The following is a 2,669-nucleotide window of genomic DNA, read 5'->3' as shown; positions in this document are numbered from 1 at the left end:
CGCCGCCACGGCGCCCGCCCTCGACCCCGCCGCCCCTCGACCCCGGTTGGAGGCCGCCCGTGCCTGAGGGCGACACCGTCTACCGTGCGGCGGCGAAGCTCTCGGCCGCTCTGACCGGCAAGGTCGTCACGCGCTTCGACATCCGCGTCCCCGGGAGCGCCACCGCCGATCTCCGCGGCGAGACGGTGCACGAGGTGGCCGCGCGCGGCAAGCATCTCCTGCACCGCATCGGCGGGTACACGCTGCACTCGCACCTGAAGATGGAGGGCCGGTGGGACGTCTACCGGCCGGGCGAGCGGTGGCGCCGCCCCGCCTTCAAGGCCCGCGCGATCGTCGGGGTGACGGGGGCGGATGCCGTCGGTTTCGACCTCGCGATGGTCGAGGTGCTGCGCACCGTCGACGAGCACACCGTCATCGGCCATCTCGGTCCCGACCTCCTCGCCGACGACTGGGACGAAGCCGAGGCGGTCCGCCGGGTCGCGGCTGACCCGCGAGAAGCGCACGTCGCGCTGCTCGACCAGCGCAACGTCGCCGGCTTCGGCAACGTCTACGCGAACGAACTGCTCTTCGTGCGGGGTATCGCGCCGACCACCCCGGCCACCGAGATCGACGTCCAGGCGACGATCGCGCTCGGCGAGCGCATGATCCGCGCGAACCTCCCGCGACCCGAGCGCACCTTCACGGGCGACACCCGCCCGGGCCGTCGGTTCTGGGTCTACGGCCGCGAAGGCGCGCCCTGTCGTCGCTGCGGCACACCGATCCGCGCGACGTCCCTGGGCGCCTCGGAGACGAGCGAGCGCAACGTCTACTGGTGCCCCACCTGTCAGCCCGGGTGATTCTCCGACCGGTCCGCGGATCAGCGCCCCTCCGGTTCGCTCCTGTCAACCCGGCAGGCTCACCGCCGCCGGCGTGCGAGAACAGGAGGACGAAACATCGTCGAGAGTCCTCGCCGCACTTCTCTCGACGTCGAGCAAACCGATCGCGGCACGGGCGACGAAGAACCATTCGAGGGAATGAAGGGCATTCCCCACCCGTTGTCATACATGTCGGCTGAATCCGAGAGTCGACCGGAGGGGATCGTGGGTAAGAACTACATCGACATCGAAAACGACCACGGCGAGACGCTGCGCTACCGCAAGCACGTCAACGGTCGCGGACTCGTCGCGCACGGCGCGAAGGTCCACCCGTCGGCGCTGGTCGAGAACGGCGCCTACGTCGAACCCGGCGTGCAGATCGCCGCGGGTGTTCGTGTCGGCCGAGGGGCGTGGATCGAATCCGACGCCGTCATCGGACCCGAGGCTCGCATCGAGCCGCACGCGCACATCTGCGCCGGCGCGGTCATCGGCGCGGGCGCTCACATCGGCGTTCGCACGCAGGTGGGCCACAACGCTCGCGTCGCGACGGGCTCTCTCATCGGCGACGACGAGATCATCAACGACGGCGAAGCGGTCGCGACCGACCAGCGGGGACTCCGCCTGGCCGCGTGATCCGGCCGACGCGACAGCCGTCCCGCGGCTTCACGACCCGCACGACTCCTCGGAGCGTGCGGGTTTTCGTCTTTCGAGGCAGCGGGCCCGTCAGGCGAAGATCGCGAGCACGAGACCGATGAGCGGCAGGGTGCCCTGAATCGTCGCGGGGCGCAGGTACTTGCTGCCCGAAGTCACGAGCACGAGCGCCGCACCCAGCATGGAGCCGAGCGAGAAGATCAGCAGCGTGCGTCCGGCCACGTCGCCCACGCCGTTGACGATCCAGAACAGGATGCCGATGATGGCGCCGATCGCGAGGAAGAGGTTGTAGAAGCCCTGGTTGTAGGCCATCGGCTTCGTGGCATCCGCCGTCTTCTGGTCGGCGATCCCGAAGACCTTCCACGTCTTCGGCTGCGACCAGCGGACACTCTCGAGCACGAAGATGTAGACGTGCAGCAGGGCCGCGAGGCCGGCGAACACGAGCGCCAGGATGCCGATCATGCGTTCCACGTTACTCGCGCGGATAGCCTGGAACCATGGCGAGCGGCAGCGGGTCCCGGGGACGTGGTCCCACCGGCGGTGCCCGCAAGGGCGGAGCGGCACGGCCCTCCACGCCGAAGCGCCCCGCGAGAGGGAAGGCACCGCGCCCCGCCCCCGCTCCTCCGGAACCCCCGCGCACCTTCGTGCTCGGCGCGGTCCCGGGTGCGACCCCGGGGAAGTGGATCGGCCTGTGGCGTGAGCGCATGCCGCACGTCACCCTCGAGCTGCGGGAGATCGACGTCGCCGGGCAACGGTCGCACCTCGACGAGGTCGACGCCGCTCTCGTGCGGCTCCCCGTCACGGCATCCGATGACCTCCACCTCATCCCGCTCTACGAGGAACAGCCCGTCGTCGTGATGTCGGTCGACTCTCACCTGACGGCCGGCGACGAGCTCGACACCGCGGATCTCGCCGGCGAAGTCGTGATCGTCCCCGCCGATGACGTGCTCGCCGCGCGGATTCCGGATGCCATCCCCCCGACGTTCGCGCCACCGTCCGACACCGGCGAAGCCATCGCGACCGTCGCCGCGGGCGTCGGCGTCGTGGTCGTGCCGATGTCGCTCGCGCGCGCCCACCAGCGCCGCGACGTCGAGTACCGGGTGCTGCGTGACGGACCGGTGTCGACCGTCGCGCTCGCGTGGCTCCGCGAGCGGACGGTCGACA

The 2,669-nt window shown here is 70.6% G+C and carries 4 protein-coding genes; 3 read left to right on the top strand and 1 reads right to left on the bottom strand.

Annotated features, from left to right (window positions below; all coding sequences use genetic code 11):
• Positions 1-59: 59 nt before the first annotated feature.
• Together NS283_RS17875 and NS283_RS17870 are read left to right on the top strand one after the other, a co-directional pair.
• Positions 60-836 carry a DNA-formamidopyrimidine glycosylase family protein gene (locus NS283_RS17875; RefSeq protein ID WP_058598189.1) on the top strand — a complete coding sequence of 259 codons (777 nt, stop codon included), beginning with the start codon at positions 60-62 and terminating at the stop codon, positions 834-836.
• Between the two features lie 243 nt (positions 837-1,079).
• Complete coding sequence (locus NS283_RS17870) at positions 1,080-1,487, top strand: transferase (protein WP_058598191.1); 408 nt, start codon at positions 1,080-1,082, stop codon at positions 1,485-1,487.
• Between the two features lie 90 nt (positions 1,488-1,577).
• On the opposite strand, the gene NS283_RS17865 is transcribed toward NS283_RS17870, so the two are convergent.
• Positions 1,578-1,967 (bottom strand): DUF1304 domain-containing protein, encoded by a 390-nt coding sequence (locus NS283_RS17865; RefSeq protein WP_058598188.1) that lies wholly within the window; start codon positions 1,965-1,967, stop codon positions 1,578-1,580.
• A 35-nt stretch (positions 1,968-2,002) separates the two neighbouring features.
• On the opposite strand from NS283_RS17865, the gene NS283_RS17860 reads away from it, so the two are divergent.
• A partial coding sequence (locus NS283_RS17860) for a LysR substrate-binding domain-containing protein (protein ID WP_058598190.1) occupies positions 2,003-2,669 on the top strand: 667 nt, incomplete at its 3' end.

It is taken from the genome of Microbacterium testaceum (assembly GCF_001476285.1).
Classification (GTDB): Bacteria; Actinomycetota; Actinomycetes; order Actinomycetales; family Microbacteriaceae; genus Microbacterium; species Microbacterium testaceum_B.
Note: the sequence above shows the minus strand (reverse complement) of the source record. Positions and strands in the feature narration are given on the sequence as shown.

What these genes read in the sequence shown, in the direction of transcription:
- NS283_RS17865 (WP_058598188.1), bottom strand. Translation starts at nt 1,967, where the DNA reads ATGATCGGCATCCTGGCGCTCGTGTTCGCCGGCCTCGCGGCCCTGCTG.